Origin of the sequence: Tabrizicola sp. (assembly GCF_030694085.1) — a bacterium.
Lineage (GTDB): Bacteria > Pseudomonadota > Alphaproteobacteria > Rhodobacterales > Rhodobacteraceae > Tabrizicola.
On sequence record NZ_JAUXZE010000009.1, the window covers coordinates 14,350 to 40,959 of the forward strand.

A 26,610-nucleotide genomic window follows, 5' to 3' on the forward strand; every position below is an offset into this window, starting at 1 on the left:
CGCCAGCGCTCGATTCAGAACCCACCCCGGGTTCAAGAGCCACCGCCTCGCGCCGGGCAAGGTGTTAAAGAATCCCTAACAAAAAAATGCAACATACTGTTTTGCAACGTCTTTCCAGGTTTGTCCACCGTGGACAGATCAGGCCAGCAACCGCTTCCCGTCCTGACCCGTGACCCGGACCTCCAGGATCGCCCCCTCCGGCAGGTCGCTTGCGAAAGCCACTTCCGCGAACCCCTCGGTCCGCCCGATCCGCGCGCCTTCGGTCAGCACCCGGTGGACGCGTCCGACCTGCCCCGCCAGATGCGCGGCCAGAACCCGGTCGCCCAGGGCCCGCAACCGCGCCGCCCGCTCCCTGATCTCCGGCCCCCGGACCTGCGGCATCCGCGCCGCCGGGGTGCCCTTGCGCGGCGAGAAGGGGAAGACATGCAGGAATGTCAGCCCGCAGTCCTGAACCAGATCAAGGCTCTGCTGGAACATCGCCTCGGTCTCGGTCGGAAAGCCCGCGATGATGTCCGCCCCGAAGACCATCTCCGGCCGGGACGCGCGCACCTCTTCACAGAACCGGATCGCGTCGTCCCGCAGATGCCGCCGCTTCATCCGTTTCAGGATCAGATCATCCCCCGCCTGCAAGGACAGGTGCAGATGCGGCATCAGCCGCGGCTCCGTCGCGATCGCCTCGATCAACGCCGGGTCGGCCTCGATACTGTCGATCGACGAAATCCGCAGGCGGGGCACGGACGTCAGTTTCAGGATCCGCCGCACCAGATCGCCGAGGCGCGGTTCCCCCGGCAGGTCCGCCCCCCACGAAGTCAGGTCCACCCCCGTTAGCACCACCTCGTTGAAGCCGCGATCCGTCAGCCGGTTGATCTGCTCGACCACCACCCCCGCCGGAACCGAACGCGAGTTTCCCCGGCCATAGGGAATGATGCAGAAGGTGCAGCGATGGTCGCAGCCGTTCTGGACCTGGACATAGGCGCGGTGCCGCCCGAAGCCGTCGATCAGATGCCCCGCCGTCTCGCGCACCGACATGATGTCGTCGACCTGCACCCGTTCGGTTTGGCCGATCAAATCCGGCGCCGCAATACCTTGCCAGGTCGATGCCTGCATCTTCTCATGGTTGCCGACGACCCGCGTCACTTCGGGCATCGCTGCAAAGGTCTCGGGCTCGGTCTGCGCTGCGCAGCCGGTGACGATGACCGCAGCACCGGGGTTTTCGCGCGACAACCGCCGGATCTCTTGCTTGGCCTTCCGCACGGCCTCGCCGGTCACCGCGCAGGTGTTGACGATCACCGCTTCAGACAGGCCCGCCGATGCCGCAAGCTCCTTCATCGCCTCGGTCTCGTAGGCGTTCAGACGACAGCCAAGCGTCGCGAAGACCGGGGGCTTCGGGGCAACGTTCATCTGTGCGCCGCGATGTAGTCGGGGGTCAGCACGCCATCGAAGACCCGCGCCACCGGGCCGGTCAGCCAGACGCCATCGTCGCGCCAGTCGACCTCCAGCACACCGCCATCGACCTCCAGCGCGACCCGAGGTCCGATCATCCCGCGCAGATGCGCTGCCACCGCCGTTGCACAGGCGCCCGAGCCGCAGGCCAGCGTGATCCCTGTCCCGCGCTCCCACACCCGCATCCGCATCCGGCAAGGCGACAGCAGTTCCGCAAATTCCACGTTGGTCCGTTCGGGGAACAGCGGGTCCTGTTCGATCTTCGGCCCCAAGGCGGCGAGGTCGACGCCTTCCGCATCCTGGACGAAATGCACGCAATGCGGGTTGCCCATGCCGACGGCCACCGGATCGCCCGGAAGCGGCAGGTGCAGGTGATCGACCTCATGCGCCAGGGGAATGGAGGACCAATCCAATTGCGGCTCACCCATGTTGACCCAGACCCGGCCATCAGCAGCGCGTTCGGCCCGCAGCCGGCCCCGAGCGGTGACCAGCGACACTGCATCAACCCCCAGGTCGATCATCATGTAATCCGAGACGCAGCGCGTGGCATTGCCGCAGGCACCGGCCCGGCTGCCATCGCTGTTCCAGAACACCAGCCCGAAATCAGCCTCGGCGGAATCTGTGATCTCGGCCAGTTGGTCGAAGCCGACCCCGCGATTCCGGTCGCCCAGCGCGCGCGCAAGGCCAGCCGTCATCACCGCCCCGCGCCCACGCGAGTCGATCACCACGAAGTCATTGCCCGCACCATGCATTTTCATGAACGGCAGGCCGGTTTGCGCAAGGCTGTCCATCATCCGAAGGCATATACGCCGACCGCCCACGATTTGCCAGTGTCACACGTTTTTACCCTTGACCCTGCGGGCGCGCTTCCCTAATCAGCCGCCTCGTGGGGCCGGTAGCTCAGTTGGTAGAGCAGCTGACTTTTAATCAGCGGGTCACAGGTTCGAATCCTGTCCGGCTCACCACCACACAGAAGGCCCGGGTCGCAAGATCAGGGCCTTTTGCGTTTCAGATCATCTTGATGGTGTCCTTGCCCACGGCCAGCATGTAGCCCCGGCGGGCAATGGTCTTGACCAGAAGCTCGCTTACCAGCTGGTTGCCCAAGGTGTCCCGCAGCCGCTTGACCCGGGTCGCCCCGGCGGCCTCGTCGCAGTCGGCCTCGTTCCGGCCGGAAATCACCGCCTCGATCTGCGCGCCGGTCAGGACTTCGTCGTCCATCCGGGCTTCGGCCAGGACTGAAAGCGTCTCCAGCGCGGCCTCGGTCAAGGCGAATTCCAGATCGTTGATGTAGACCGCCCGCGACTCGCGGCTGATCATCAGGCTGGCGACCTGGATGCCCGACCGCTGGATCGCCGAGATTCGGCGGTTCAGCGCGATGATCATCACCAGGAAGACCAGGGACGAGACCAGAAGCGCGGTGGAAAAGAGCAGCAGTACGAAGATCACGCTGCGATAGCTGATCAGCACCTCGGAGAACGACGTCCCCGACTGCGCCAGAATCTCCAGCAGCTTGATCTCGGCCAGGGTGTTCAGGTCGTCGTTCTCGACAAACAGCCGCTCGACGCGCGCGTTGAAGGCGTTCGCGTCGGGCAGGTTCAGGAACAGGAACAGCGCTGCGGCCAGCAGGATCAGGACGATTGCGGCAATTCCGAAGGCAACGACACGGTTGCCGGCCTTCAGACTTTCAGTAACGGAGGAAGTGTTCTCCGGCACTCGCTTTCCTTTCCTCAAGGCCCTCGGGCCCGAATGTGGACAAAACCGTCAGAAGCGTCCACCCGTCCGCGGCCAGCCTTGGCGTCAACTCGCCTTCAGCGGCCCCGGGCGAACAGTTGCCGTCCGACACTTGCGCCACACCGTAGATCAGCTTCAACGGTTCGTCACGCTTGGCCTTGTAGTCGGCATAGCATTCCGCCGCCACTGGTCCGGCCAGGACCAGGGCAAGTGCCGCTGAGGTAAGGAAAGTCTTCATTTTTGTGGTCCCCGGAAGGAGCTGCTCGATTGCTGGCAGACAATGCGCATGACTGCGTTGATATACAATATCACGTCGAATTTTGGCGGGTTGTTATCGGATAGCAAGTCGGCTTTCCCACACCGCTATGCCCTAGCAGGCCCGCGTTATTGCTTACCCCGCAGCCCCGTGGCGAGGCTTGGTCACCGGGTCGACTGCAAATGCCGCGACCCTCTCAAGACCAAGAAGATCGCATCAGGAGGCATCCATGTCCGTCGAGTTCAGAAGCCGTTCGCACCGCATCGCCTCGCGGGGGATCAGCGAGACCACACTGTCCGCCCGCCGTTTCGCTGCCATGCTGACAGGCGGGGCCGCTGCCCTGGCCGTAGTGCTGGCGACGACAATCCCCGCGAAGGCCGACAACAAGAACGATCTGGCCAAGGCGTTGATCGCGGCGCTGGTGGTCGGCGCGATCGCGCATGAGCTGAAGGACAACGACAAGCCGGCCGTCGCCCCGGTCCCGGTCCCGCTGCCCGAACCAAAGCCCGTCTCGTCCAAGCGGGTGCCGGCGGTCTGCGCGATTTCCATCGACGGGGCCGAGCGGTCGGTGACGCTTTATCCCGAAAGCTGCCTACGGGCCGAGGGCTTCAAGCCCCGCCTGCCCCGCGGCTGTGCGAACACCGCGACGATCTATGGCGAGCGCGACCGGGTCTATTCGGCGCAATGCCTGCGCGATGCGGGGTTCCGGGTTTCGGGCCGCTGACACAGGGGCTGCTGACACACGGGCCGCCGAGGCGGCCTTGAACGAAGCGGGGTCGCCCTAATCCCCGCTTCCGTCTGGGGGGTGGGAGGGTGAGCAGCTCCCGCCCCCTTTTTCTGTGATCCGATCCGCGCTACTCCGGGTGCATGGACGCGATCATTCCCGACTTCACGCACGAGACGCTGGCCCTTGGCAGGGGCGTCCTGCGTGTTGCCGGGGTGGATGAGGTCGGGCGCGGCCCCCTTGCCGGTCCAGTGACTGCCTGCGCCGTTCGGCTGGACCCCGACCACATACCTTCGGGTCTGCGCGATTCCAAAGTCCTCACGCGAGAGCGACGCGAGGCTCTGTATATCGAGATCCTTGCAGCGGCAGAGGTTTCGGTCGCCCATGCCTCGGTTGAAGAGATCGACGCGCTGAACATCCTGCGCGCCAGCCACCTGGCGATGGAACGGGCAGTTGCGGGCTTGGGCGCCGACCACGCGCTGATCGACGGCAACATGATCCCGCGCGGTCTGGGCTGCGGCGGAACTGCGATCATCGGCGGCGACGCATTGTGCCTGTCGATTGCCGCAGCGTCGATCGTGGCGAAGGTGACGCGCGACCGGATCATGGTGGATTTGGCGCAACAGCACCCCGGCTATGGCTGGGAAGCCAACGCAGGCTACCCGACGAAGGCACATCTCGATGCCTTGCAGAATCTAGGGGTAACCCCTTGGCATAGACGGTCGTTCAAGCCAGTCCACAACATATTGTATCAAGCGATTTCTATAACTACTTGATTCAAAAAAGAATTTGACGGCGAATCATCGCTGACTCATGATTCCTGCAACAACGGCACACAACAGATGCCGGGGGCAGAGGCAGAGAATGACGACCAGGAATACCGCGGCGGAGCATGTGCTTCCGCTGAACCAGATCCTTTCCGGCGACTGTGTGGAGGTGATGAATTCGCTTCCGGCAGGCAGCGTTGATCTGATCTTCGCCGACCCGCCCTATAATTTGCAACTGCGGGGGGACCTGCACCGGCCGGACAACTCCAAGGTTGATGCGGTGGACGATCACTGGGACCAGTTCGCCAGCTTTGCCACCTATGACAGCTTCACGAAGGATTGGCTGGCGGCGGCCAAGCGGCTGTTGAAGCCGAACGGGGCGATCTGGGTGATCGGGTCCTATCACAACGTCTTCCGGCTGGGGACCGAGCTGCAGAACCAGGGGTTCTGGCTTCTGAACGACGTGGTGTGGCGGAAGTCGAACCCGATGCCGAACTTCAAGGGCAAGCGCCTGACCAATGCCCACGAGACCCTGATCTGGGCCAGCCGGGACGAGGCCGCAAAGTATACCTTCAACTACGAGGCGCTGAAGGCTCTCAACGACGGCATCCAGATGCGGTCGGACTGGGTGATCCCGCTCTGTACCGGGCATGAGCGGCTGAAGGACGAGAACGGCGACAAGGCCCATCCCACCCAGAAACCCGAGGCGCTGCTGCATCGGGTCATCGTGGCGACGACCAATCCGGGCGACGTAGTGCTGGACCCGTTCTTCGGGACCGGGACGACGGGGGCCGTGGCCAAGATGCTGGGCCGCGATTTCATCGGGATCGAACGTGAGGCGGCGTACCGGAAAGCGGCCGCCGACCGGATCGCGCGGGTGCGGCGGTTCGATGCCTCGGCGCTGGAGGTGACGGGGTCAAAGCGGGCCGAGCCTCGGGTGCCGTTCGGGCAGGTCGTCGAACGCGGGATGCTGCGGCCGGGGGAGGAGCTGTTCTCCCTGGGCAACCGCTTCAAGGTCAAGGTCCGGGCTGACGGGACGCTGATCGGAAACGACGTCAAGGGTTCGATCCACCAGGTCGGGGCCGCGCTGGAGGGGGCGCCGTCCTGCAACGGGTGGACCTACTGGCACTTCAAGCGGGACGGCAAGATGGTCCCCATCGACATCCTGCGGCAGCAGATCCGGGCCGAGATGGAAGCCGACGGGTCGCGCACGCACTGAATTTCGGAACACGCCTGTCCCCTGGACCGCCTGGGGGACACCTTCACCCCGCCGAGATGTCTCGGCGGGGTTTTTTCCACTGAGGTCGTAGAGTTGGTTGATCCCGGCCCCCATGTTTCCTATCCCCGTCCCATAAGGGAATGGAGAACGGATGGTCTTTCGTCGCCGCACACCGCTGAACCTGCTGCAGAGACTTCGTGTCCTCGTACTTCCTCCCGGGGGATGGGGTCGTGCGTTTCGCTATCTGCGCCACCGCGCCAGCCGCCTGCCTGACGAACCGCATCGCATCGCGCGCGGAATAGCCTGCGGCGTCTTTGCCTCGTTCACGCCGCTGTTCGGGCTGCATTTCTTCCTGGCGGTCTTTCTGGCCTGGGTCGCCCGAGGCAATGTCATCGCCGCGCTGATCGGGACCGCGGCTGGCAATCCGCTGACCTTTCCCTTCATAGCGGTCCTGTCAATCGACCTGGGCCACATGATCCTGGACACGAAAGCCTATGGCGTGCCGATGTCGCAGATCATGACGGCCTTCGGTCAGGCTGGGGACGAGCTCTTCCGCAACATCCGCGCCATCTTCGGCGCCGAGGAAATGCGCTGGGACCGGCTGGAGCGATTTTTCCGTGGCGTGTTCCTGCCCTACTTCGTTGGCGGCCTGGGGCCCGGACTCCTGGCAGCCCTGGTGTCGTACTGGCTTAGCCTGCCCGCCCTGAACGGCTATCACAAGCTGCGGGCCGCACGACGCGAAGCTCGGTTGCGCAAGCAGGCTGCGAAAGCCTTGCACAGGGACGAAGGGGAATCGAAATGACTGGTGCGGAAAGCCTGGTGCAGACACTTCTGGCTTCGGGGGTTCGGGTCTGCTTTGCCAATCCCGGCACCTCCGAGATGCATTTCGTCGCAGCACTGGACCAGCACCCCGAGATGCGCTGCATCCTGTGCCTGTTCGAGGGCGGCGTTTCCGGCGCGGCAGATGGATACTACCGGATGACGGGAGAGGTTGCGGCCACGCTGCTGCATCTGGCGCCGGGGTTCGGGAATGCCTTCGCCAACCTGCACAACGCGCGGAAAGCGCAAAGCGGGGTCCTGAACATCATGGGCGACCATGCCGATTACCACCTGCGGTTCGAGGCCCCGCTGAAAGGTGACACGGTGGGCGTGGCTCAGGCGGTATCGCACTGGACCCGGGTCTGCCCTTCTTCGGGGCAAGTCGCAAGCGATGCGGCCGAGGCGGTGCAGGCGGCGCGTGCGAAGGGTGGGCAGATCGCGACCCTGATCCTCCCGGCGAATTCAGCCTGGGAGGAGGCGTCGAGTGTTGCCGTTGCCGCCCGTGCCCCGGCATTGCGGCGTCCGTCGGCCAAAGAGATCACCGCCGCAGCGCGTGCCTTGCGTCAGCCTGGGGCGATCCTGATGGTCGACGGGCCGGCGCTGTACTCGGACCTGGGTCTGCTGGCCCGGCGGCTGACCAAGGCCTGCGGCGCCCGGCTGATGCAGCCCTTCTTCGTCAGCCGCTTCCGGCGCGGGACTGGCGCGGTAAAGATTGAACGGATGGCTTACCGGATCGAGGACAACCTGAAACTTCTGGCCGGTGCGCCCGCGCTGGTCCTGTGCGGGACGGCGCGTCCAGCGGGCTTCTTCGCCTATCCGGGCCTGCCCTCGACCCCCGACGATCCAGACACCAGGCTGATCGAGCTGTGCAGCCGCGAGATGGACATCGCCTCGACCTTGCAGGCGTTGGCCGACGAGTTGGGCGAGGTGGACCTCACGCCCGATGATTTCGTGCCGGAGGATCGTCCGGCTCTGGCGGAGGGTCCGCTGACGATGGCCAAGGTGGGCGAGTCCATCGCGGCGCTGATGCCCCCGGACACCGTGATCGTGGACGAGGGGATTACCGCCTCGGCCCACCTTGCCCCGGCGCTGAAACGCGGTCCGGCGCATGATGTGCTGACCATCACCGGCGGCTCGATCGGCTTTGGCCTGCCCAACGCCGTGGGTGCAGCGGTGGCCTGCCCGGACCGCAAGGTCGTGGTGCTGGAAGGTGACGGGTCCGGCATGTACACGCTGCAATCCCTGTGGACGATGGCGCGGGAAGGCCTGGACGTGACCACAGTGATCTTCGCCAACCGCGGCTACCAGATCCTGCGCGAGGAGCTGGCGGCGATGGGGGTGAACGAGGTCGGCCGCAACGCGCAGCGGATGTTCGATGTCGAGGGACCGCAGCTGGATTGGGTCGCGCTGGCGAAAGGGCATGGGGTGCAGGCGGTGCGGGTCAGCGACATGGTCGGCTTCAACGCGGCCTTCCGTGAGGCGATGGGACAACGAGGGCCGAGACTGATTGAGGTTCTGTGCTGAACGGCTGCGCTTGGCGGCAAAATTCACGAGCAAGAATTCTGGCAAATTTCTTACTTAAGAAACTTGGTCCCGGACGATCCCTCAAGCCAAGCCAGCGAAGGGATCGCGCCAGGCGTCAAGCTGGCTCAGCTGGTCGGCAAGCCTTTGCACCTGTGGGAAGTCGGCCAGCGGCAGGCCTGCGGCTTTTGCAAACGGAAAGCAGGTGGCGACGCGGAAATCGGCGTAGGACAGGCGATCGTCAACCAGCCATTCCCGCCCCTGCAGCTGGGTGTCGAGGATGCCCATGAACTGCCGCCAGTCACGCATCGCTTCGTCAAAGACAGACTGCTCGGGCTGGAAATCCATGAACTGCGGCGCGATCAGGTTCCAGAAGTAGTACACCCCTCCGGCGCTGTTGAGGTGGTGCGTCGCCCAGGAGATCCACATGATCATCTCGGGCTGGCTGTTGTCCGTGCGCCAGAAGTCCGCCCCCGCGAGGGCGGACAATTTGCAGGCGATGGCGTCGGCTTCCCAGTATGTGCGACCTTCGGCGGTCAGGACGGGGACGCGGGTGTTGGGGTTGATCTTGCGAAAGGCATCCTGATGGTCGGGGTGCATCGGCGAGGCGGCGATATAGTCGACCGGCGCCTTCAGGTAGCGCGCTGCAGCCACGGCGACCCGAGGGTTCAGGTTCTGCGAGTAGTAAAGTCTCATGACGGCCTCCTTTTGAGGCCATTACATACCAAATGGTATGTTTGTCAATTCTAGACTGGGTTCAGCGCCTTGTTGTAGGCGTGCCAGTCCTTGATGTCGGGGTAATGCTTCCGACGCCACACCTTGACCCGGCGGTTCATGATGCGCTTCCACAGGGGCGGAACCATCGCCGCCATCGTCATCAGCGGATAGCCGAAGGGAAGCTGCGGGGCCTGGTCGCTGGAATAGGTCTGCAGCACCGGGAAGCGGCGGTCGGGCTTGTAATGATGGTCCGAATGGCGCTGTAGGTTGATCAAGAGCCAGTTCGACGCGCGCTGGTCGGCGTTCCAGCTGTGGCGTGGCAGGACATGTTCGTATTTGCCGCCCCCAAGGTGGCGGCGGGTCAGGCCGTAGTGTTCGATGTAGTTCACCAGCTCCAGCTGCCAGATCGCGGTGGTGGCCTGGATCAGGAAAAGACCAAGGCCGAACCAGCCGCCCAGCGTCAGGGCAAGGGCCACGAAGCCCAGTTGCAGCGCGGCGTAGCGCCAGAAGGGGTTTGTCCTGTGCCACCAGGGCAGGCCTTTGCGGGCCAGCATCGCGGCCTCGGCGCGCCAGGCGGAGGGCGGGCATTGGACCAGGACGCGGGGGAAGAAGCGGTGGAAGCCTTCGTTGTAGCGGGCGGTGACCGGATCGCGTGGGGTCCCGACGTGGATATGGTGGACCCGCAGGTGTTCGGAGCGGAAGTGCGAGTAAAGGACCGAGGCGAGGAGAAGGTCGGCCAGCCAGCGTTCCAGTCGCGACTTCTGGTGCATCAGCTCGTGGCTGTAGTTGATGCCGATGGTGCCCGAAACGACGCCCATTCCGAAGAAAAGGGCGATGCGTTCGCCGGTGTCCAGGTGCGGGGCCTGCGGAACGTACCAGAGCATCACGACAAGAAGGGCGAACTGCACCGGCGGCCAGGCGAGTGTGACAAGGCGGTAGGCCGTCAGGGCATCGTCAGGCGTCTGAGGGTCGGGGTTGGCGGTATTGTGGCCAGTGATCGCATCAAGGATCGTGAAGAGCCACCAGGTTGACAGCGGCAGAAGCGCGATGGTCCAGCCGCCCCAGGCGATGCCGACCAGGGCCAGCGGCGGCAGGGCGAATGACAGCCAGAACGGAAAGGCTTTTGGAAGTGGCGTCACGGAGGAACGGCTCTGACTGGTCAAGGGGATCGGGTCCTCAGTGCTTCGCGTTTGGCTTCGTGTCAAAGCTTTCTCGCCGACGATTTTAGGCAGTCCCCAAGCCCCGGGGCAAGCTGGGCTGTTCGAGGCCGTGGCGGGCAAGGTCCCAGGCCTTGCGCATGACGGTGGGAAGGTCGGCAGGGCGGAAACTGTGGCGGGGAACAAGGTCTCCTCGGCTGGGTGGGCCGTCAAGGTGGCCGGTGTGGACGGTGAGGATCAGGTGGAAATGGGTGAAGGTATGGCGGACCTCGCCGATCTCTTGCCATCGGGCCTCGGCCGGGGCGCCGCCGCCCTGCCCGTCCCAGCCGTCGCCGGGGATACCAAGCATGCCGCCCAATAGGCCCGCGTCGGGGCGACGTTCCAGAAGGATGGCCCCGTCCCGATGGCCAAGCCAAAGCGTGCCGCGGCGAGTGGGTTTGTCGGGCTTGGGCACCTTGCGGGGAAGATCGGCCTGGACGCCTTCGGCACGGGCCCGGCAGGCATGTGACCAGGGGCAGATGCCGCAGGCGGGAGAGCGCGGAGTGCAGATCGTGGCGCCGAGATCCATGATGGCCTGGGCGTAGTCTCCCGGACGCGCCCTGGGCGTGAGGCGTGAGGCCAGGCGGGTGAGTTCCGACTTGGCGGCGGGCAGCGGCGTCTCGACCAGGTGCAAGCGCGAGATGACGCGCTCGACGTTGCCATCGACGACGGTTGCGGGCTCGTCATGGGCAATGGCGGCGATTGCAGATGCGGTGTAGGGGCCGATGCCGGGCAGGGCCAGAAGGCCCTCGCGCGTTGCCGGGAACCTGCCGCCGTGGTCGGCGACGATGACGCGGGCGCACTTCAGCAGATTCCGCGCGCGGGCGTAGTAGCCAAGACCCGCCCATTCGCCCATAACGTCCGCGTCCTGTGCGGCGGCGAGGTCCGCGACCCTGGGCCAGCGGGCGGTAAATCGGTGAAAGTAGTCCCGCACGGCGGCAACGGTGGTCTGCTGCAGCATCACTTCGGACAGCCAGACGCGATAAGGGTCGGGTCGGATGCCCGAGGCCCGATCCTGGGGCGAGACCCGCCAGGGCATCACCCGGGCATTTCGGTCGTACCAGGCAAGCAGCTGGGCGGAAAGAGAGTCGGGGGCGCTGTCCATCCACGCCAAGATAGCGGTTGAGGCGCGGGCTGCCAGAGGGGAAGTGCCTGGCGGTGCGGGACAGAGGTGACCTCGTCGGACCGGCTTGCCCGATACCGGCGCCGGTCCGCGGGCCTTGGCGCCGGGCGCGCGCAAGACGGGACGGGACGGGCTGACGGCAGGCGCCACAAGTGAGCGCATTGCCAGACGACGGAAGACCTGCGGCGATTCGGTGTCGGAACCGCGCCGGGCTGCAAGGACGGCGCATTTGCATCCTCGGAAAGGGTGCCCGGCCTGGGGGAAAGGCGGTGTGGTCCGGGCGACTTGCCTTGGCGGGCACCGCGCCGGCCTTGGACGTGGGTGGGTAAGGTGGGCGATATCGCCCACCCTACGCTGGGGACCATCCCGTTCGGGGTGTCCCTGGCCCGATTGTTTCGAGAAATCCCGTTCTCCATAACGTATTCTTTATTCCCGACTACAGCCTTGGCACTGGCGGGGGCGGTCCCTTGCGGTAGAATACACTCAACAGGAGCCCTGCCGCGCGAAATGAGCCGCAAACCGCTTTCCTCTCCCAGTGCCGACCACCGGATGCGCGGGTTCGAACCCGCCTTCGGCCTGATGAAGGACGCGGTGCGCACAGCGGGGGAATCGCGGGGCTTTGCGGTGGCGCGACTGTTGACGCATTGGGCCGAGGTCGCGGGCGAGGAGATGGCGCGGAAGACCCGGCCGGTGAAGATCGGTTACGGCAAGGGCGGCATGGGGGCGACGCTGACGCTGCTGGTCAAGGCGGCCGAAGCGCCGATGGTGCAGATGGCGCTGCCGGTGCTGAAGGAACGGGTGAACGCGGTCTACGGCTATGCCGCGATCAGCCATATTCACCTGACGCAGACGGCGGCCACCGGATTTGCCGAGGGGCAAGCCGAGTTCACCCCGGCCCCGAAGGTCGCAAAGGCCGCCGACCCTGTCACCCGCGCCAAGGCGCAGGCGGTGACAGGCGAGGTGTCCGACGAAGGATTGCGGGCTGCGCTTGAACAGCTTGCGGAAAACATCTTAACTCGCCGCCGACCGTGATCTGCGGGATGCAAAAGGACGCTGACCCATGTTGAAACTGAACCGCCGGGCCATGATTGCCCTTGCCGCCGCCGCCACTGCGGCCATGACCCCGGCACTGGCGCAGGAAACCACGCCCGCCACGTCGACGATGACAACCGGAGATTTCTCGCTTGGCTCGCCCGACGCGAAGGTAAAGCTGGTTGAATATGCCAGCTTCACCTGCCCGCATTGTGCGAACTTCCATGCAACCACCTTCAAGGACCTCAAGAAAGACTACATCGACACCGGCAAGGTGCACTTCACCCTGCGCGAGGTCTATTTTGACCGCTATGGCCTGTGGGCCGCGCTGATAGCCCGCTGTGGCGGCGAGATGAAATACTTCGGCATCCACGACATGCTGTTCGATCAGCAGCAGGAATGGGCCGCGTCCGAGGACCCGATGCAGGCGGTCGAGAAGCTGAAGACCATCGGCCGTGCGGCGGGGCTTGAGGATGCAGCCATGGACGCCTGCCTGAACGACACCGCCAATGCCGAGGCGCTGATCAAGCAGTTCCAGACCAACTTCGAGGCGGATGGGGTTCAGGGGACTCCGACCCTGTTCATCAACGGGACCAAGCATGGCAACATGGCCTATGCGGACCTGAAGGCTCTGATCGACGCCGAGCTGGCGGAGTAAATGTCCGCGCCGCTGGAAGGGGTCCGCGTCATCGAACTGGCGCGGATTCTGGCTGGGCCCTGGGCCGGGCAGACACTGGCCGACCTTGGCGCGGACGTGATCAAGGTCGAAGCACCCGAAGGGGATGATACCCGGCGCTGGGGACCTCCGTTCATCGAAAGCCAGGGCGAGAGGACTGCCGCCTATTTCCATGCGGCAAACCGGGGAAAGCGGTCGATTGTCTGCGACTTCCGCACCGCGGAAGGGCAAGAGATCGTGCGTCGGCTGGTGGCGGACGCGGACGTGGTGATCGAGAACTTCAAGGTCGGCGGGCTGGCGAAATACGGTCTGGACTGGGAAAGCCTGCGCAAGGTGAACCCCCGGCTGGTCTATTGCAGCATCACCGGCTTCGGCCAGGACGGGCCTTATGCGCATCGGGCCGGGTATGACTTCATCATCCAGGGGATGTCGGGGTTGATGTCGGTGACGGGTGCGCCCGACGGGCAGCCGCAGAAGGTGGGCGTTGCGGTGACAGATATCTTCACCGGGGTCTATGCCGCCACCGCGATCCTGGCGGCTCTGGTGCAGCGTGGACGGACGGGTGAGGGCCAGCAGATCGACATGGCCTTGCTGGACGTGGCGACCAGCGTGATGGCGAACCAGGCGATGAATTATCTGGTATCGGGGAAGGCTCCGGGTCTGATGGGCAACGCGCATCCGAACCTGGCGCCCTATGCCGTCTTTGACTGCAAGGATGGCTGGCTGATCCTGGCCACCGGGAATGACGGGCAGTACCAGCGGCTCTGCAAGCTTCTGGGGCTGGAGGCGATGGCCTCGGACCCGAAGTTCCTGACCAACGCCGACCGGATCGCCAACCGGGTGGAGATGACAGCACTTCTGACAGCGGCGACACGGACCTGGGCCAAGGCCGACCTGCTGGCCGCCTGCGAGGCTGCGGGGGTTCCGGCCGGGCCGATCAACAACTTGGCCGAAGTCTTTGCCGACCCGCAGGTCGTCGCGCGAGGGATGCAGATTGCGCCCGAGGGGATGCAGGGTGTGCGCAGCCCGATGACCTTCTCGGGCGCGGAACTGGCGCTGGACCGGCCTGCACCACGGCTGGGTCAGCATCAGGACGAGGTGCTGCGGGATCAGTAGCGCGCACCGGGGTTCTCAAGACTTCCGGGGCCGATTTCCTTGAAGAAATCAGGCTACAGACCCATCCGGTCGAGGTGGGCGTCCAGCGCGGACCAATCGTCGATCTTCAGGCGGACCACAAGCGTCAACACCTTCGGTCGCCAATGCGCGGGCAGGCGGGCGGCGTCCTTTTCCGTGGTGACCAGCTGCGCCCCCGCGGCAGCAGACTCGGCCTCCAGACGGCGCAGAAGGGTTTCGGACAGCATCTCGTGGTCCGACAAGGCCTCACCTCGGACCAGTTCGGCGCCCTCTGCCCGCAGAGTGGCGAAGAAGCGGGAGGGGTCGGCGATGCCTGCAAATGCGAGCATGCGCTCACCTTTCCATTCCATGCCCATCTTCAGCGGCAGCAGCGCTCCGGTCAGACGAGGAACGGGTATCACCCGGCCCCAGGTCGCGTCGAACATCGCCTGAGCGGATGCATCGCCGATGGTCAGCACCAGGTCAGCGCGGGACAGGCCTGTAGCCACGGGCTCGCGCAGGGGACCGGCGGGGATGCAACGCGCATTGCCGAAACCCTTCGCGGCATCAACCACGACAAGCGAGACAGACGGTTTGACAGACGGGTTCTGAAACCCGTCGTCCATCAGGATCACCTGGGCACCGGCCGCTTCGGCGGCGCGCACCCCTGCGGCGCGGTTGCGGGCAACCCAGACCGGGGCGAAGGCCGACAGGAGCAGCGGCTCGTCGCCGACCTCTGCGGCAGTGTGGCGGGTTTCGTCGACCCGGAGCGGGCCTTCCAGCCGACCGCCATAGCCCCGGCTGACGACATGGACCTTGTGGCCACGCGCCAAGAGACGGTCAATCAGGGCAATGACGGTGGGGGTTTTGCCCGCACCCCCGGCAGCCAGGTTGCCGACGCAGATCACCGGGACCTTTGGCCGATAACCCGGCTGGCGCAACCGTCGGGCTGTCGCTGCGGCGTAAAGCCAGCCAAGCGGGGCAAGGATATGCGGCAGAAGCCCGGGACGGTCAGGCGCACGCCACCAGAAGCGGGGCGCGCGCATCACTCGTCCCCGTCCATGATGGCGCGAACACGCTTCAGGATGGTCTCGGTCACCTCGGCACCCTCGCTTGCCACAGCCCAGGCCGCCTGCGCCAGTCGGGCGGCCCGGTCAGGCGCAAGCAGATCGCCAAGGGCGTCGCCAAGATCGGTCGCCGAGGCCACGGCCCGCGTCGCCCGCGCCGCACCAAGGCGGCCAAAGATCGGTCCCGACGGACCCGTGCGCGGCCCGTGCAGGATGGCGGAACCCAGGGCTGCGGCCTCCATCGGGTCACGGGTCGGGCCCTTGCCCATCAGGCTGCCGCCCAGGAAGCAGACTGGAGCAAGCCGATACCACAAACCGTATTCCGTCGGATTATCAACGATGAAGACCTCGATGTCGGCCTCGGGCTCCTCCTCCAGCGCGCGTTGAGCGACGACACAACCTTCGGCCTCAAGCTGCTGGCTGAGAGGGGCGGCACGGGTCGGGTCCTCGGGCATCAGGATCATCAGCAGTCGGTGCGAATGTTGCAGCGCCATGCGATGCGCCTGCAGGACCGCCGCCTCTTCGGCCTCGATCACGCCAGCGGCGAACCAGACCGGCCTGGCGGCAAGCAGCTTCGCCAAGGCAGATCGTTCGGACTCTGGCGCTGGCAGGGCGACGCTGTCCTCTTCCATCCGGCCGGTGACGGCCACCGCCGAGAGCACGGCACCACCTTTGCGGAACGCCCGCGCCGCCGCCTCGTCGACCGCCATGATCAGCCGGAACCGCGCCAGCGCCGAGCGCATCAGGCCAGGATACCAGCCGTCGCGTTCGCGCAGGAAGACCGGGGCGCGGCCGTTCACCACCAGCATCGGGATCTTGCGCTCGGAGGCTTCATACATCACTGCCGGACGCAACTGGCCGCCTGCAAACAGCGCAATCTCGGGCCGCCAGTGATCAAGGAAGGACCGTGCTTCGGTCGGATTGTCGGGCGGCGGCGGCTGGACCACAACGCCGGAATGTACCGGAACATCGCGGTGAACAGTCAGCAGAACCGGAACGCCGTCCTCCTCGACCAACCTCCGCGCAAGCGCCTGCATCGGGCCGATCGACCCATCATCCGGCGCATGCAGCCAGACCAACCGCCCCGCAGGACGCGGTGGACGGACCTGCCTCTCGGCCTGCTCGCGCCGCTGGCCAAGGTTGTAAAGCGTCAGTCCCAACGAGGATGACATCGGTTCAGTCGCCCAGCTCCTCGGTCGCCGAGCCGGGCTTCGCCTCGTCGCGCAACCGGTGGATATGCGCGATGAAGTAACGCATGTGGGCGTCGTCCACGGTGCGCTGCGCCTCGGCCTTCCAGGCGGAAAAGGCGGCCTCATAGTTCGGGAACATCCCGACGATGTGGATCTTGCCCACATCGCGGAAGACGTTGGTCTGGGGGTCCACCAGCTCGCCACCGAAGACGAGATGCAGGCGCTGGGTCATTGGTCGGCTCCGTATGATGGGATCGCGCGCGACCCTATCCGCTTCGCCTGTCAGGGGGAAGATGCGGGCCGTTTCGCGGACTGGGGTCTTGCGTTGCAAGGCCTGAAGGGCAACATTATGCCCGGACGCGACATGCGCCCAGATTTGAAAGAGGGGGTTTTACGTGGACATCCAGGATCTTATCGGCTGGCCGCTGGTCTATATCTTTATCGCGCTATTCATCATCATCTCGATCTTCCTGGGGGTCCGCATCGTTCCCCAGTCGGAAAAGCACGTTGTGGAACGCTTTGGCCGTCTGCGGTCGGTGCTTGGGCCGGGGATCAACTTCCTGGTGCCATTTCTGGACCGGATCGCCCATAAGGTCAGCGTTCTGGAACGCCAGCTGCCCACCGCCAGCCAGGACGCCATCACCGCCGACAACGTGCTGGTGAAGGTTGAAACCTCAGTCTTCTACCGCGTGACCGAGCCCGAAAAGACCGTCTACCGCATCCGGGACGTCGACGGCGCCATCGCGACGACGGTAGCCGGGATCGTCCGGTCCGAGATCGGCAAGCTGGAACTTGACCAGGTCCAGTCGAACCGCGCCCAGCTGATCGAGCGGGTCCGCGAGCAGGTCACGGCGATGGTCGACGACTGGGGGGTAGAGGTGACCCGTGCCGAAATCCTGGACGTGAACCTGGACGAACAGACGCGCGCCGCCATGCTGCAGCAGTTGAACGCCGAACGGGCGCGGCGGGCGCAGGTCATGGAGGCCGAAGGCAAGAAGCGGTCGGTCGAACTTGGTGCGGACGCCGATCTCTATGCCGCCGAACAGGCCGCAAAGGCGCGCCGGGTGACCGCCGACGCCGAGGCGTATGCGACCGGTGTCATCGCCGTTGCGATCAAGGAAAACGGCCTGGAGGCCGCGCAGTTCCAGGTCGCATTGAAGCAGGTCGAGGCGATGCAGGCCATCGCGGTCGGTCAGGGCAAACAGACCATCCTCATCCCAGCCAACGCTCTGGAGGCGTTCGGGGATGCGTTCAAGATGCTGAAAGGACGGAGCTGAGATGCTGACCTCGCTCGTCGGAACCTGGTGGGCCTGGGTCGTCCTGGGCTTCGCCCTGGGCGTGCTGGAGATCCTGGCTCCGGGCTACATCTTCCTTGGTTTCGCCATCGGGGCGATCGTCACCGGCGCGCTGGTCGGGTTTGGCATCACCGCCGGGGTGCCGGCGTTGATCCTGATCTTTGCGGTCGTGTCGGTGATCGCCTGGCTGGTGCTGCGCCGGGTCGTGGGCGTGCGCGAGGGTCAGGTGAAGCTGTGGGACCGCGACATCAACGACAACCCCTGACCGGGCCGTGACCGAGTTCACCGGGGCCAAGGCGGCACTGTTCTGTGGGGCCTCGGTGCTGGTCTACCTGCGCGACAAGAAACCGGGCCTGCGCTGGCCCGGCCTTTGGGACCTGCCGGGCGGCGGGCGCGAGGGGGCCGAGGGACCGGAGGACTGTCTCTTGCGCGAGCTTTGGGAGGAGTTCGGGCTGCGGCTTTCGGAGGACCGGCTGGTATGGCGCCGCGTGTTCCCATCGATGTTCGAGACAGGGCGGACATCGGTCTTCTTCGGGGGGCGGCTGTCGCGGGATGAAGTCGCCTCGGTCTGCTTCGGAGACGAGGGGCAAGGCTGGGAGCTGATGCCTGTCAAGGGGTTCCTGGCTCATCCGCTGGGGGTCCCGGAAATGCAGCGGCGAGCGGGGATCGTGTGGGAAGAACTGCAGGGTGTCCACGGTGGACAATCGAGTATACCCGAATGATTTCAATATCTTGGTCGCGGGCGTTAACCGTTTCTTAAGATCTGGATCTGACGCCACCCACGCTGCTGCGTGCCCTTTGTCGGTGCGCTGTTGCGCACCCTACGCGCGGCGGATCGTGTCGCCGGGTTGAAGCGTAGGGAACAGCTCTTCGACCTGCGATGCCTCTGGCGCTTCGGCAATGATCCGGGCGGCCTTCTTGCCGATCTCAAGCCGACAGGCATCCATCGTGGCCAGCTTGCGGGGCAGGCCGTCCAGCAGTTCCACCCCGTTGAACCCGGCAAGGCCGATCCTGCCCGGGACGTCAATGCCCTGGGCAAGACAGTAAAGCAGACCCCCTGCCCCAATCATGTCGTTGGAATAATAAAGAAAATCGACGTCCGGCGTCCGGTTCAGAACGGCTGCGGTCATCTCGCGGCCTTTCAGGAGGGCAGAGCCACCAGAATAGTATTCGCGGTCGACCAGCGACAGGCCTGCCTTGGCCAGCGCCTCTTCGAAGCCTTCCAGGCGCTTCTTGGCCCGGAAGTCGTTCGGCATCTGGGTGCCCAGGAACGCGATCTTGCGGTAGCCGGCGGCAATGATTTCTTCGGCCATCTGACGCCCGGCGCGGCGGTGCGAGATGCCGACGGCGTGGTTGATCGGGTCGCCGTCGATGTCCATGATCTCGACGATCGGGATTCCGGCTCGGGCCAGCATGGCGCGCGAGGCGGCAGAATGTTCCAGACCCGCGATGATCATCCCCGAGGGGCGCCAGGACAGCATCTCGTAGATGACCGATTCCTCGCGGTCGGGCAGATAGTTGGTCACGCCGACAACAGGTTGCAGTCCGGTGCCGTCCAGCACTTCGGAAATGCCGGTCATCACTTCGGGGAAGACCATGTTGGAAAGCGAGGGAATCACCACGCCGACAAGGTTGACCCTTTGGCTGGCCAGCGCCCCGGCGATCTTGTTCGGAACATAGCCAAGGGCACGCGCGGCCTCGAGCACCTTTTCCCGCGTGGGGGCCGAGACATCGCCGCGGTTGCGCAGGACCCGGCTGACCGTCATCTCGGAGACGCCAGACGCCTCGGACACATCGCGAAGAGTAAGGGTGTGGCGCGGGTCGGGGGTCGGCTTGGTCAAGGCGCTGATCCGATTGTGGGCGGTATCCCTTGTTAGCGCCAAAGAGAAGGCTTGTCCAAGGTGGTTTCGTCTGCTACTGTTACCGCTAACAGCCATCATGTGCTGGCCATATCTGCCGCGTCCTGCAAGCTCTCAAACTGGACACGACGGACCAAAGGGGGGGTAGTGGGCCAAAACTTGCCTCCCCTTTTCATTTCCGACAGTTGAATTGTGGTGCGTTTCGTCGCATGACGTCATCCGTGGCCCCGTAGCTCAGGGGATAGAGCGGCCGCCTCCTAAGCGGCAGGTCGATGGTTCGAATCCATCCGGGGTCACCATCGTGACGCTTCCTTCCCTAAAATCAGTCGGATAGGCTTTGCCACGGGTTTTCCGGGGGGCGGGTGGATGCGGCGGATTGCGGTTCTGGACATCGGCAAGACCAATGCCAAGGTGCTGGTCGTCGACCTTGCAACGGGGGCCGAGGAGGTGCTGGCGCGGACCCCGAATGTGGTGCGGCGCGATGGGCTTTATCCGCATCACGACATGGACATGCTGTGGGCCTTTGCGCTGGACGGGCTTGGGCTTGCCGCAGCGCGGGGGGTCGATGCGGTATCGATCACGACGCATGGGGCGGCCTGTGTGCTGTTGGACGAGGCGGGCGCGCTTGCGCTGCCGATGCTGGATTATGAGCATGACGGGCCGGATGAGCTTGGCGCCGAGTATGAGGCGGTGCGCCCGGGGTTTGCCGAGACGGGGTCGCCGCGTTTGCCTTTGGGCCTGAACGTCGGCGCGCAGGTCTTCTGGCAGGCCCGCGCCTTTCCCGACGCCTTTGCGCGGGTCAGGCATGTGCTGATGCTGGCGCAATACTGGTCGTTCCGGCTGTCGGGCGTGACCGCAAGCGAGGCGACGTCGCTGGGCTGTCACACCGATCTGTGGAACCCGTGGCAGGGGCGGTTTTCGTCGCTGGTGTCGCGGATGGGGTGGGCGGGATTGTTCCCCCAGGTTCGGAAGGCGGCGGATGTGCTGGGGCCGGTGTTGCCTTCGGTGGCCGAGGCGACGGGGTTGCCTGTGGGGACGCCGGTGCTGTGCGGCATCCATGATTCCAACGCGTCCTTGGTGCCGCATCTGGCGGAGGCTCCGTGTGGGGTCCTGTCGACCGGGACCTGGATGATCGTGATGGCTTTGGGTGGTCGTGCGGTGACGCTGGACGCAGCCCGCGATGTACTGGTGAACGTGAATGCGCTGGGGCAGCCGGTGCCTACGGCGCGGTTCATGGGCGGGCGCGAGATGGACGAGATCATGGGGGGGCGGATCGTCGAGCCTTCGCCGGATGATCTTGCGGCGGTGCTGGCGGGGCGGGTGATGGCGATGCCGTCGTTGCATCCCGACACCGGGCCGTATCCGGGCAAGCGGTTCGGCTGGATCGGTGGCGAGCCGGAGGGGGGCGCGCGGATGGCGGCGGCGTCGTTCTATGCGGCGCTGATGGGGGCGGAATGTCTTGATCTGGCCGGGGCCGAGGGGCCGGTGATCGTGGAGGGGGCGTTTGGCGGAAACGCGGCCTTCCTGCGGATGCTGGCGACGGCGACGGGGCGGGTCGTGCGCGGCTCGGGCCAGGGGGCCGGGACGGGGCTGGGGGCGGCGCTGCTGGCGGGGGCGCTCACGGCGAAGGCGGCCTCGGCGGTGGAGGTATTGCCGGAGAGCGATGCGTTGTGGACCGGATATGTGAGTGCGTGGCGGGAGGCGGTTGCTCTGCGGTAGGCTCCTCGTGCGCCTTCGGCTTCTCGTCGCAAGCGAGGAGAAGCGAAGCGCACGACGAGCGGTCAGGGCATGTAGAAGGCCTCGATCAGGGGGATCGCGATGGGGGAGCCGTCGGGGTTCGTGGCCATGATGTCGCCCATGTAGGCCCACCAGCGTTTCATGACCGGGTGGTTGGGCAGGTCGTCCATTCTGTGGTCGTCTAAGCGTTCGAGGTAGCCGAAGAGGGTCATCGTCTCGCGGTCGAGGTGGATCGAGTAGTTCGAGATGCCTGCGTCCTTCAGAAGCTGGACAAGATCGGGCCAGATCTCGTCGTGGCGGCGGGTGTATTCGGTCTCCATCCCCGGGTTGAGGCGCATCTTGAAGGCGTGGCGTTGCATCATGCGTCCTTTCTGCGGCGGGCTTTGAAGTCGGAAAGGAGGTTCGGCAGCAGGACCGAGGCGATCAGCAGGGTGCCGATCACGCCGGTCTGCATGTGGCCGGTGATGTTCATCAGCCCCATGCCGTTCCTGAGGTTCAGGATGATGAGGATCGACAGCAGGACGCCCACCATGCTGCCCTTGCCGCCGAAGATGCTCACGCCCCCCAGAAGGACCATGGTGATGATGTCCAGTTCGAACCCGAAGGCGGTGTCGCCGCGAACCGAGCCAAGGCGGGCGGCGTAAAGGAGGCCGCAGAGGGCGGAGATCAGAGCGGAGAGGAGAAAGAGGGTGGTTTTGACCCGGGCGACGTTCAGGCCGGAGAAACGGGCGACCTCGGCGTTGGTGCCGATCACGATGACCTGACGTCCGAAGCTGGAGCGGTGGAGGGTCATGCCGAGAAGGACGAGGAGGACGAAGAACAGGAGGATCGCCAGCGGGATCGGGCCGATCAGGCCTTTTTGCCCAAGGTCGGTGAACCACTTCGGGAAGTTGCCCAGCGAGTTGTCGGTGACCAGCACCCGGGCGAGGCCGCGGAAGCCGATCAGCATGGCGAGGGTCACGACGAGGGACGGGATGCCGACGCGGGCGATGAGGACGGCGTTGACGAGGCCTGCCAGCAGCCCGGCGGCGAGGCAGATCGGGATGGCAAGGCCGCCGGGCATCCCGGCATTGACCATATAGCCGAAAAGGGCCGCCGAAAGACCCATGATCGAGGCGACGGAGAGGTCGATCTCGGCGTTGATGATGACGAGGGTCATGATCAGGGCGACGATGATCTTCTCGATGGAAAGCTGGAAGAGGTTGATCTGGTTCTGGACCGTCAGGAATTCCGGCGCGAAGCTGGCGTTCAGGGTGAGGGTCGCCACGAAGACCGCGAGGAGGCCGGTTTCCCAGGGGGTGAGGAGCCTGGTCATTCGGTGCCTCCCTTGCGCATCCGGGTCAACTGGCGGCTGGCCAGGGTGTCGAGGGTGACCGCGGCCATGATGAGGCCGCCCAGAAGCGCGTCGCGCCAGAATTCCGAGACCACGGCCCAGCGGGTAAGGGAGTTGTCGATGGTGTCGACCAGAAGCGCGCCCATGAGGACGCCGATCATCGAGCCGGTGCCGCCCATGATCGAGACGCCTCCAACCACTACGGCGGCGATGGATTTCAGCTCGAACCCCAGGCCCGCGACGACGGTGATGTTGCCGAACTTGGCAAGGAACAGGAAGCCGGAGAGGCCGGCAAAGGCGCCGGAGATGATGAAGGCCGACAGGACCACGCGGCGGGCGTTGATCCCGGCCATGACGGCGGCGTCGGGGTTGGAACCGACGGCGTAGAAGCGGCGGGCCGGGCGGTAGAAGGTCAGCGCGAGGCCGGTCACCAGGCAGGCGGCCAGGGCGAGGACGACAGTGACGCGGACGTCGAGGCCGCCGATGGAGAAGGCATTGGCCTGTGGCAGGTTGACCAGCCATTGCGGCAGGCTTGCGGTGGTGATCGTCTTGGCGTCGGACCATTCGACAAGGAAGCTGCGATAGAGCGCGAGGGTGCCAAGGGTCACGATGATCGCGGGCACGCGGCCGAAGGCGATGATGATGCCGTTCAGCGCTCCGAACCCGGCGCCTATTGCCATGCAGAGGAGGACCGTCAGGATGGGGTGCAAATCGGGCATCGCGCTGAGGCTTTGGCCGGCCATGTAGGCGACGACCCCCATGATCGACCCGACCGACAGGTCGATGTTGCGGGTCATGATGACGATGGCCTGCCCCACGGCCAGCGGCAGCACCACGGCGGCGGAGGTGCTGATCCGGTTGAACATCCGGGGGGAAAGGTAGCCCTCGATCTGGGTCGCGAAGAACAGGATCGTGGCCATGAGGGCAAGGCCGAGCGCCAGAAGGCGCAGGGTTTGCGGCGAGGCGCGGGTGAGGAGGGTCATGCGTGGCCCCCGGTGGAGAGGGCGGTTTTCAAATGGAGCGCTGACGCGCAAGTCTTTTGTCTCGCCTCTGCGCGCGAAGGGCGCGCAACCGGCTCGGATGTTTGCCTCCGGCGGGGATATTTGGAGACAGATGAATGGGTGTCAGGGTGGCGCGCGGTCATGCGGCGGGTCGCTCTGCTGTGGCTTGCCCGGCAGCCATGGCGATGACGCGTTCCTGGCTGGCGTCCTCGATCGGCAGGATGCCGGCCTGGCGGCCTTCGCGCATGACGAGGACGCGGTCGGCGAGAGCGAGGACTTCGGGCAGGTCGGAGGAGATGACGAGGATCGCGACGCCTTCGGCGGCCAGTTGGCGGATGATCGCGTGAACCTCGGCCTTGGCGCCGACGTCGATGCCGCGGGTGGGTTCGTCGAAGATCAGGACGCGGGGTTTCGTCTCCAGCCATTTGGCCAGCATCACCTTTTGCTGGTTGCCACCTGACAGTTTGCCGACCTCGGTCGTCGTGTCGGGGGAGCGGATGGCGAGGCGCTTGCGGTAGGTTTCGGCCATTGCGGATTCCGCCTGGCGATCGATAAGGCCGAAGGGTTTGAGGAGTTTCTTCAAGCTTGCGAGCGAAATGTTGGCGAAGATCGGCAGCGGCATGGCGAGGCCAAGCTTGCGGCGGTCTTCGGACACATAGGCGATCCCGAGATCCATCGCCTGTTGCGGTGTGGTGATGCGGACTTCGGTCCCGGCGAGGGTGATGGTGCCCGTCGTCGCCGGGGCGATGCCGAAGAGGGAGAGGGCGACATCGGTGCGCCGCGCGCCGACGAGGCCGGCGAGGCAGAGGACCTCACCCTTTGCGAGGTCGAAGGTGATGCCCTTGAAGACACCTGCGCAGGCGAGGTCTTTCACCGAGAGGAGGGTTTCCCCGTGCGGGTTGGCGGCGGTCTTGACGGCGAAGCTTTCCAGCGCGCGGCCGACCATGTCCTTGACAAGGCCGTCTTCGGTGACCTCGGCGATGGGTTTCGTGCTGATGTGCTGGCCGTCGCGGATCACGGTGACGCGGTCGGCGATGCGGAAGATCTCATCCAGGCGGTGGCTGATGTAGATGACGGCGACGCCCTGGGCCTTGAGCGCGCGGGCGATGTCGAGGAGGCGGGCGACTTCGTGGGCGGACAGCGATGCGGTCGGTTCGTCCATGATCAGGACCTTGACCTTCAGCGAAAGGGCGCGGGCGATTTCCACGGTCTGTTGTTCGGCCAAGGTGAGGCCCGATGCGGCGCGGCGGACGTCGAGTTTGACGCCTAGGGGGGCGATGAGGGCCTGCGCTTCGGCGTAGATTTCGGACCAGCGCATGATGCGGCCCTTGGCGCGGTTCGAGATGAAGATGTTCTCGGCGACGTTGAGGTCGGGGAAGACCATCGGTTCCTGATAGATCGCGGCGATGCCTGCGTCCTGGGCGGCCTGGGTGGATCGCAGGGTGACGGGCTGGCCGTCGACCAGGATCAAGCCTGCGTCAGGCTGGTGGACGCCGGTCATCATCTTGATGAGGGTCGACTTGCCTGCGCCGTTTTCGCCGACGATGGCGTGGACCTCACCCGGCATGACCGACAAGGACATGTCCTTCAGCGCCTGGGTGGCGGCGAAGGATTTGGACAGGCCTTGCAGTTCCAGGACCGGCTGGGTCATGGGGTTTTCCGATGCGAGAAGGGGAAGGGGGCCGCGCATGGGCGGCCCCCAGGGAGCAAAGGCGGCCTTAGTTGGCGGCGGCTTCGACGTTGTCCTTGGTGTAGACCGTGAACGGCCCCATCAGGATACGCTTGGCACCGGCGCGGCCCGGGTCTTCCTCGATCTTGAAGCTGCCCATGCGGCCGGCGGTGAATTCCTCGCCAACCTCGCCTTTGATGGCTCCGGTCGCGAGGGCGTAGGACGCCTGGTAGGTCAGATAGCCGAGGTCGACGAAGCTCCACAGCGCGAAGGCGGGGGCGCAGCCGTTGAGAGAGTAGCTGACCATTTCGGCGGGCAGGCCGAGGCCGGAGACCTTGACCTTTTCGCACAGGCCCTCGTCCTGCATGGCCTTGGCGGCGGCGACGATGCCGACGGTGGTGGGGGCCATGATGACCTTGAGGTCAGGGTACTTGTCCACGAGGCCGAGGGCCTTGTTGTAGGATTCCTCGGACTGGTCGTTGCCGTAGACGACGTCGACCAGCTTCAGGTCCTTGTACTTGGCATCGGCGGCCATCGTGCCCTTCATCGCTTCGATCCAGGCGTTCTGGTTCGAGGCGTCGGGGGAGGCCGACAGGATCGCGACTTCACCCGCACCACCGGCCAGGTCAAAGGCCATGTCGGCCATCACGACACCGATGGAGCCGAAGTCGACCTGGGCGACGAAGAAGGCCTCGCCCGCGCCGTTCGGGATCGGGCTGTCCCAGGTCACGACCCTGGTGCCGGCAGCGGCGGCGGCTTCGGCGGCGGGGGCGATCTGGTCGCCCGCGTTGTTCGACAGCATCACGACATGCTGCTTCTGGGTGGTCGCCGTGGTGAGCATCTCGATCTGACCGGCCGCCGAGTTTTCCGGGGTCGGGCCGATGAATTCCAGCTTGCCGGTCGAGCCAAGCTCGGCTGCGGCTTCCTGAGCACCGCGGTTTGCCTGGTCGAAGGGCAGGATGCCGAGGAATTTCGGCAGGAGGACGGCGTTGACCTCTTGCCCCGGCGTTGCGGTGACAGCTTCGGCGAACGCGGTCGAGCCCATCAGGCTGGCCGCAAGACCCGCCGCAAGGGCAAGGCCGGAAAGTTTCATCATCATTGGTAGTCTCCTCCCGTTTTGTT

Annotated in this window: 28 protein-coding genes and 2 tRNA genes; 14 read left to right on the forward strand and 16 right to left on the reverse strand. The window is 65.3% G+C overall.

Annotation, left to right across the window (positions count from 1 at the left end; all coding sequences use genetic code 11):
- Positions 1–138: 138 nt before the first annotated feature.
- Positions 139–1,401 carry a tRNA (N(6)-L-threonylcarbamoyladenosine(37)-C(2))-methylthiotransferase MtaB gene (gene mtaB / locus Q8M85_RS01185; protein ID WP_305539247.1) on the reverse strand — a complete coding sequence of 421 codons (1,263 nt, stop codon included), beginning with the start codon at positions 1,399–1,401 and terminating at the stop codon, positions 139–141.
- Positions 1,398–2,237, reverse strand: a complete 840-nt coding sequence (gene dapF, locus Q8M85_RS01190) for a diaminopimelate epimerase (protein WP_305539249.1) — start codon at positions 2,235–2,237, stop codon at positions 1,398–1,400. The genes mtaB and dapF overlap by 4 nt, the downstream gene beginning before the upstream one ends.
- A gap of 95 nt (positions 2,238–2,332) precedes the next feature.
- On the opposite strand from dapF, the gene Q8M85_RS01195 reads away from it, so the two are divergent.
- A tRNA-Lys gene (locus tag Q8M85_RS01195) sits at positions 2,333–2,408 on the forward strand.
- A 43-nt stretch (positions 2,409–2,451) separates the two neighbouring features.
- Here Q8M85_RS01195 and Q8M85_RS01200 read toward each other — a convergent pair.
- The gene (locus Q8M85_RS01200; RefSeq protein ID WP_305539251.1) at positions 2,452–3,156 is read right to left on the reverse strand and encodes a hypothetical protein; all 705 of its coding nucleotides are present in this window, start codon (positions 3,154–3,156) and stop codon (positions 2,452–2,454) included.
- Complete coding sequence (locus Q8M85_RS01205; RefSeq protein WP_295078446.1) at positions 3,128–3,412, reverse strand: hypothetical protein; 285 nt, start codon at positions 3,410–3,412, stop codon at positions 3,128–3,130. Before Q8M85_RS01205 ends, Q8M85_RS01200 begins: the two co-directional genes overlap by 29 nt.
- Before the next feature lie 247 nt (positions 3,413–3,659).
- Here Q8M85_RS01205 and Q8M85_RS01210 point away from each other — a divergent pair, with 247 nt between their 5' ends.
- The 5 genes from Q8M85_RS01210 (at position 3,660) to Q8M85_RS01230 (ending at position 8,483) form a co-directional block, all read left to right on the forward strand.
- On the forward strand, positions 3,660–4,154 hold the full coding sequence (locus Q8M85_RS01210) for a hypothetical protein (protein WP_305539254.1): 495 nt from the start codon (positions 3,660–3,662) through the stop codon (positions 4,152–4,154).
- Positions 4,155–4,297: 143 nt separating this feature from the next.
- Entirely contained in the window at positions 4,298–4,930 is a 633-nt protein-coding gene (locus tag Q8M85_RS01215) for a ribonuclease HII (protein WP_305539256.1), read from the forward strand.
- An 88-nt stretch (positions 4,931–5,018) separates the two neighbouring features.
- Entirely contained in the window at positions 5,019–6,140 is a 1,122-nt protein-coding gene (locus Q8M85_RS01220; protein ID WP_305539258.1) for a site-specific DNA-methyltransferase, read from the forward strand.
- A gap of 151 nt (positions 6,141–6,291) precedes the next feature.
- Positions 6,292–6,942 (forward strand): DUF2062 domain-containing protein, encoded by a 651-nt coding sequence (locus tag Q8M85_RS01225; protein ID WP_305539260.1) that lies wholly within the window; start codon positions 6,292–6,294, stop codon positions 6,940–6,942.
- On the forward strand, positions 6,939–8,483 hold the full coding sequence (locus Q8M85_RS01230; RefSeq protein WP_305539262.1) for an acetolactate synthase large subunit: 1,545 nt from the start codon (positions 6,939–6,941) through the stop codon (positions 8,481–8,483). The genes Q8M85_RS01225 and Q8M85_RS01230 overlap by 4 nt, the downstream gene beginning before the upstream one ends.
- Before the next feature lie 81 nt (positions 8,484–8,564).
- Here Q8M85_RS01230 and Q8M85_RS01235 read toward each other — a convergent pair whose 3' ends face one another.
- The 3 genes from Q8M85_RS01235 to Q8M85_RS01245 all read right to left on the reverse strand — a co-directional run bounded on the left by Q8M85_RS01235 (position 8,565) and on the right by Q8M85_RS01245 (position 11,498).
- Positions 8,565–9,176, reverse strand: coding sequence for a glutathione S-transferase family protein (locus Q8M85_RS01235; RefSeq protein ID WP_305539264.1), 612 nt, complete (start codon positions 9,174–9,176; stop codon positions 8,565–8,567).
- Positions 9,177–9,226: 50 nt separating this feature from the next.
- Positions 9,227–10,336 (reverse strand): alkane 1-monooxygenase, encoded by a 1,110-nt coding sequence (locus Q8M85_RS01240; protein WP_305539266.1) that lies wholly within the window; start codon positions 10,334–10,336, stop codon positions 9,227–9,229.
- Between the two features lie 85 nt (positions 10,337–10,421).
- Positions 10,422–11,498, reverse strand: a complete 1,077-nt coding sequence (locus tag Q8M85_RS01245; protein WP_305539268.1) for an A/G-specific adenine glycosylase — start codon at positions 11,496–11,498, stop codon at positions 10,422–10,424.
- Between the two features lie 525 nt (positions 11,499–12,023).
- Here Q8M85_RS01245 and Q8M85_RS01250 point away from each other — a divergent pair.
- From Q8M85_RS01250 to Q8M85_RS01260, 3 genes are read left to right on the forward strand one after another with little or no spacing between them, the layout of a single operon-like run.
- Positions 12,024–12,548, forward strand: coding sequence for a DUF721 domain-containing protein (locus Q8M85_RS01250; protein ID WP_305539269.1), 525 nt, complete (start codon positions 12,024–12,026; stop codon positions 12,546–12,548).
- 52 nt (positions 12,549–12,600) lie between these two features.
- A complete protein-coding gene (locus Q8M85_RS01255) occupies positions 12,601–13,206 on the forward strand; it encodes a DsbA family protein (protein WP_371135179.1) in 606 nt (201 codons plus the stop codon).
- Positions 13,207–14,340 carry a CaiB/BaiF CoA-transferase family protein gene (locus Q8M85_RS01260; protein ID WP_305539270.1) on the forward strand — a complete coding sequence of 378 codons (1,134 nt, stop codon included), beginning with the start codon at positions 13,207–13,209 and terminating at the stop codon, positions 14,338–14,340.
- A gap of 53 nt (positions 14,341–14,393) precedes the next feature.
- Here the strand turns inward: Q8M85_RS01260 and lpxK are convergent, their stop codons facing one another.
- From lpxK to Q8M85_RS01275, 3 genes are read right to left on the reverse strand one after another with little or no spacing between them, the layout of a single operon-like run.
- Positions 14,394–15,383: a tetraacyldisaccharide 4'-kinase gene (lpxK, locus tag Q8M85_RS01265; RefSeq protein ID WP_305539271.1), complete on the reverse strand. Its 990-nt coding sequence runs from the start codon at positions 15,381–15,383 to the stop codon at positions 14,394–14,396.
- Entirely contained in the window at positions 15,383–16,576 is a 1,194-nt protein-coding gene (locus Q8M85_RS01270; RefSeq protein ID WP_305539272.1) for a 3-deoxy-D-manno-octulosonic acid transferase, read from the reverse strand. Before Q8M85_RS01270 ends, lpxK begins: the two co-directional genes overlap by 1 nt.
- 4 nt (positions 16,577–16,580) lie before the next feature.
- The gene (locus tag Q8M85_RS01275) at positions 16,581–16,826 is read right to left on the reverse strand and encodes a DUF4170 domain-containing protein (RefSeq protein ID WP_305539273.1); all 246 of its coding nucleotides are present in this window, start codon (positions 16,824–16,826) and stop codon (positions 16,581–16,583) included.
- Positions 16,827–16,989: 163 nt separating this feature from the next.
- Here Q8M85_RS01275 and Q8M85_RS01280 point away from each other — a divergent pair, with 163 nt between their 5' ends.
- The 3 genes from Q8M85_RS01280 to Q8M85_RS01290 are packed head-to-tail and all read left to right on the forward strand — an operon-like array spanning position 16,990 to position 18,611.
- Positions 16,990–17,871 (forward strand): SPFH domain-containing protein, encoded by an 882-nt coding sequence (locus Q8M85_RS01280; RefSeq protein WP_305539274.1) that lies wholly within the window; start codon positions 16,990–16,992, stop codon positions 17,869–17,871.
- Position 17,872: 1 nt separating this feature from the next.
- Positions 17,873–18,154, forward strand: coding sequence for an NfeD family protein (locus tag Q8M85_RS01285; protein WP_305539276.1), 282 nt, complete (start codon positions 17,873–17,875; stop codon positions 18,152–18,154).
- Between the two features lie 7 nt (positions 18,155–18,161).
- Positions 18,162–18,611, forward strand: a complete 450-nt coding sequence (locus Q8M85_RS01290; RefSeq protein ID WP_305539278.1) for an NUDIX hydrolase — start codon at positions 18,162–18,164, stop codon at positions 18,609–18,611.
- 99 nt (positions 18,612–18,710) lie between these two features.
- Here Q8M85_RS01290 and Q8M85_RS01295 read toward each other — a convergent pair whose 3' ends face one another.
- The gene (locus Q8M85_RS01295; RefSeq protein ID WP_305539280.1) at positions 18,711–19,730 is read right to left on the reverse strand and encodes a LacI family DNA-binding transcriptional regulator; all 1,020 of its coding nucleotides are present in this window, start codon (positions 19,728–19,730) and stop codon (positions 18,711–18,713) included.
- Between the two features lie 241 nt (positions 19,731–19,971).
- On the opposite strand from Q8M85_RS01295, the gene Q8M85_RS01300 reads away from it, so the two are divergent.
- Positions 19,972–20,047 (forward strand) — tRNA-Arg (locus tag Q8M85_RS01300).
- A 67-nt stretch (positions 20,048–20,114) separates the two neighbouring features.
- Positions 20,115–21,467: an FGGY-family carbohydrate kinase gene (locus Q8M85_RS01305; protein WP_305539281.1), complete on the forward strand. Its 1,353-nt coding sequence runs from the start codon at positions 20,115–20,117 to the stop codon at positions 21,465–21,467.
- A gap of 62 nt (positions 21,468–21,529) precedes the next feature.
- On the opposite strand, the gene rhaM is transcribed toward Q8M85_RS01305, so the two are convergent.
- From rhaM to Q8M85_RS01330, 5 genes are all read right to left on the reverse strand, one after another.
- Entirely contained in the window at positions 21,530–21,847 is a 318-nt protein-coding gene (rhaM, locus tag Q8M85_RS01310) for an L-rhamnose mutarotase (protein ID WP_305539282.1), read from the reverse strand.
- A complete protein-coding gene (locus Q8M85_RS01315) occupies positions 21,844–22,800 on the reverse strand; it encodes an ABC transporter permease (RefSeq protein ID WP_305539283.1) in 957 nt (318 codons plus the stop codon). Before Q8M85_RS01315 ends, rhaM begins: the two co-directional genes overlap by 4 nt.
- Positions 22,797–23,801 (reverse strand): ABC transporter permease, encoded by a 1,005-nt coding sequence (locus Q8M85_RS01320; RefSeq protein ID WP_305539284.1) that lies wholly within the window; start codon positions 23,799–23,801, stop codon positions 22,797–22,799. Before Q8M85_RS01320 ends, Q8M85_RS01315 begins: the two co-directional genes overlap by 4 nt.
- Positions 23,802–23,958: 157 nt before the next feature.
- Positions 23,959–25,470 carry a sugar ABC transporter ATP-binding protein gene (locus Q8M85_RS01325; protein WP_305539286.1) on the reverse strand — a complete coding sequence of 504 codons (1,512 nt, stop codon included), beginning with the start codon at positions 25,468–25,470 and terminating at the stop codon, positions 23,959–23,961.
- A 67-nt stretch (positions 25,471–25,537) separates the two neighbouring features.
- Positions 25,538–26,587, reverse strand: a complete 1,050-nt coding sequence (locus Q8M85_RS01330) for a substrate-binding domain-containing protein (RefSeq protein ID WP_305539288.1) — start codon at positions 26,585–26,587, stop codon at positions 25,538–25,540.
- Positions 26,588–26,610: the final 23 nt, after the last annotated feature.

Bases quoted from the DNA above. Each gene is read 5' to 3' on its own strand.
- Q8M85_RS01275 (WP_305539273.1), bottom strand. From the start codon at position 16,826: ATGACCCAGCGCCTGCATCTCGTCTTCGGTGGCGAGCTGGTGGACCCC.
- Q8M85_RS01235 (WP_305539264.1), bottom strand. From the start codon at position 9,176: ATGAGACTTTACTACTCGCAGAACCTGAACCCTCGGGTCGCCGTGGCT.
- Q8M85_RS01320 (WP_305539284.1), bottom strand. From the start codon at position 23,801: ATGACCCTCCTCACCCGCGCCTCGCCGCAAACCCTGCGCCTTCTGGCG.
- rhaM (WP_305539282.1), bottom strand. From the start codon at position 21,847: ATGATGCAACGCCACGCCTTCAAGATGCGCCTCAACCCGGGGATGGAG.
- lpxK (WP_305539271.1), bottom strand. From the start codon at position 15,383: ATGCGCGCGCCCCGCTTCTGGTGGCGTGCGCCTGACCGTCCCGGGCTT.
- Q8M85_RS01220 (WP_305539258.1), top strand. From the start codon at position 5,019: ATGACGACCAGGAATACCGCGGCGGAGCATGTGCTTCCGCTGAACCAG.
- Q8M85_RS01210 (WP_305539254.1), top strand. From the start codon at position 3,660: ATGTCCGTCGAGTTCAGAAGCCGTTCGCACCGCATCGCCTCGCGGGGG.
- Q8M85_RS01285 (WP_305539276.1), top strand. From the start codon at position 17,873: ATGCTGACCTCGCTCGTCGGAACCTGGTGGGCCTGGGTCGTCCTGGGC.
- dapF (WP_305539249.1), bottom strand. From the start codon at position 2,237: ATGATGGACAGCCTTGCGCAAACCGGCCTGCCGTTCATGAAAATGCAT.
- Q8M85_RS01315 (WP_305539283.1), bottom strand. From the start codon at position 22,800: ATGACCAGGCTCCTCACCCCCTGGGAAACCGGCCTCCTCGCGGTCTTC.
- Q8M85_RS01230 (WP_305539262.1), top strand. From the start codon at position 6,939: ATGACTGGTGCGGAAAGCCTGGTGCAGACACTTCTGGCTTCGGGGGTT.
- Q8M85_RS01250 (WP_305539269.1), top strand. From the start codon at position 12,024: ATGAGCCGCAAACCGCTTTCCTCTCCCAGTGCCGACCACCGGATGCGC.
- Q8M85_RS01245 (WP_305539268.1), bottom strand. From the start codon at position 11,498: ATGGACAGCGCCCCCGACTCTCTTTCCGCCCAGCTGCTTGCCTGGTAC.
- Q8M85_RS01270 (WP_305539272.1), bottom strand. From the start codon at position 16,576: ATGTCATCCTCGTTGGGACTGACGCTTTACAACCTTGGCCAGCGGCGC.
- Q8M85_RS01305 (WP_305539281.1), top strand. From the start codon at position 20,115: ATGCGGCGGATTGCGGTTCTGGACATCGGCAAGACCAATGCCAAGGTG.
- Q8M85_RS01205 (WP_295078446.1), bottom strand. From the start codon at position 3,412: ATGAAGACTTTCCTTACCTCAGCGGCACTTGCCCTGGTCCTGGCCGGA.
- Q8M85_RS01215 (WP_305539256.1), top strand. From the start codon at position 4,298: ATGGACGCGATCATTCCCGACTTCACGCACGAGACGCTGGCCCTTGGC.
- Q8M85_RS01255 (WP_371135179.1), top strand. From the start codon at position 12,601: ATGATTGCCCTTGCCGCCGCCGCCACTGCGGCCATGACCCCGGCACTG.
- mtaB (WP_305539247.1), bottom strand. From the start codon at position 1,401: ATGAACGTTGCCCCGAAGCCCCCGGTCTTCGCGACGCTTGGCTGTCGT.
- Q8M85_RS01330 (WP_305539288.1), bottom strand. From the start codon at position 26,587: ATGATGATGAAACTTTCCGGCCTTGCCCTTGCGGCGGGTCTTGCGGCC.
- Q8M85_RS01225 (WP_305539260.1), top strand. From the start codon at position 6,292: ATGGTCTTTCGTCGCCGCACACCGCTGAACCTGCTGCAGAGACTTCGT.
- Q8M85_RS01260 (WP_305539270.1), top strand. From the start codon at position 13,207: ATGTCCGCGCCGCTGGAAGGGGTCCGCGTCATCGAACTGGCGCGGATT.
- Q8M85_RS01325 (WP_305539286.1), bottom strand. From the start codon at position 25,470: ATGACCCAGCCGGTCCTGGAACTGCAAGGCCTGTCCAAATCCTTCGCC.